We start from the raw sequence: 1,639 nt of genomic DNA on the forward strand, positions 1-1,639 counted from the left end.
CGCGATTGCTCCGGTAATAGGTTCTCTAAAGGACCGCCCCTATCGTTTCGTCGACTCTGTGAAGATTTTTGATGCGATCCGCGCTGCAATCAAAGACGAAGACCTGCGACTATTGCCGGAGTTCGGAGGTGCTGACCAGTTTCTCAGCAGCAACTTTGTTCTCGCGGTTCCCACCTATGCAAGTGCCGTCACAGGTGCATTGCTAGACACGACGTCTCGGACGCGAGCCGGTTGAACGGGGAAGATCAGATGATAGTTTTTCCTCAAAATACTGATAGCCACTGCGTCACAGGCTTCGACGGGCATGCACTTAGAAGGGAAGAAGTGGGCTACGATGGCTGTGGGATCTGCGACGAATGCCTGGCACAATGAACGGCGGCAGCAAAACACCTCCATCAACCCAGGCCACGTTTGAAGACGCCCTTGCGAACTTGCCGGACGGCTATGTCGACGGATATTTTGGTAATCGATCATGGGGCGTGACCGTCAAGCGGTCGGAGGATGGCAAACGGACCTGGCTCTACGGCGAGGAGCTTAGCGGAACCGATATCGTCAGCTTCAACCTCTATCGATTGGCTGGACCGGGGTCGATCCTGAAGCCGTGCGAAATGTCCTCCGCCAAGGTGATCGAATTCGTTCTCGGTTTCGAGCCCAGCATGAGAAGGCGGCATCTCGAGCATAATGGCCGAACAATAAGCACAGGATTTATATTGCGTTGCAGCAAATGCATGGCTGCACTGCGATCTGAGCGCTGGCGATCGGGGCAGCCTCTGATATCTTCGGAGCAACGAAGCAATGCACCTCCTCCCGCAGAGCTTCGTGTTTCAGGCGACCCACTCCTCCTCCCAGGGGCGCCTGACGGAACAACGGCACTCCTCCTCCCAGCCGTAGTTCAATTTTTTTGGAAAAGCCTGCCGCACCTCCTCCCGCGGCAGGCTTTTTCGCTTTCCGATACATTCAAGCTGTGAGTTCAGGTGTCAAAGCAGACTGCCCTGTCCACCGGCTCTCCGGATTTCGAGACGATCGTGGATCCGTACGGTTCGCGGGAGGAGATGATCAGCGCATCATTGGGTAATGGACGGGCTATTTCCTTGGCCTCTTCCCATGGCGCCCGCATCCAGATGTCGGTCTCTTCTTCCGTCAGTAATAGGACCGGCATGGCCGTGTCATGGATCGGCTTCACCAGGTCATTGGGATCAGTGGTCAAAAACCCATAGAGATCGTCGGTGGTCAGGCCGTCCCTGCCGACGGCGCTACACGGGACCTGTCCTGCCGTTCAGTAGTTCGCGCGTTAAAAACGCTGACTGCTGTCGCTGGAATATTCAACAGCTGAGAGCAGGAATTGAAAAACCAACGGCCACTTTGTCGCCAAGGCCGATCAACCAACCACCGCGCTAGGAAAAACATTTGCTTCGACCGCGGCAATCAAATTCGCGGGATTGCCCGGATATGCCACGACGACGGTGGACTGGGTAAACCGGTCCACCTCAGGATGCTGGAGGGAGGGCCTCGCCTATGCTCGGATCTCGGTAATCATCGAAGCGATCTGAAGCCTTCCCGTAGCTCTTCGGTAAAGAGCTGTGGCTGTTCCCAAGCCGCGAAATGGCCACCTTTCTCCACCTTGTTGTAGTGAATTAGC

The 1,639-nt window shown here is 55.7% G+C and carries 1 protein-coding gene and 2 pseudogenes; 2 read left to right on the forward strand and 1 reads right to left on the reverse strand.

The window, feature by feature from the left end:
• Positions 1-235 (forward strand): hypothetical protein (locus tag FY112_RS37160; RefSeq protein WP_246700591.1); only part of this gene is annotated, 235 nt, incomplete at its 5' end.
• 121 nt (positions 236-356) lie between these two features.
• A pseudogene (locus tag FY112_RS03295) lies at positions 357-656 on the forward strand (hypothetical protein); the annotation flags it as partial.
• A gap of 314 nt (positions 657-970) precedes the next feature.
• Here the strand turns inward: FY112_RS03295 and FY112_RS03300 are convergent.
• Positions 971-1,243 (reverse strand): annotated as a pseudogene (locus FY112_RS03300) (SOS response-associated peptidase); the annotation flags it as partial.
• Between the last annotated feature and the right edge of the window lie 396 nt (positions 1,244-1,639).

It is taken from the genome of Rhizobium sp. PEPV16, from assembly GCF_008919455.1.
GTDB classification, from domain to species: Bacteria; Pseudomonadota; Alphaproteobacteria; order Rhizobiales; family Rhizobiaceae; genus Rhizobium; species Rhizobium leguminosarum_Q.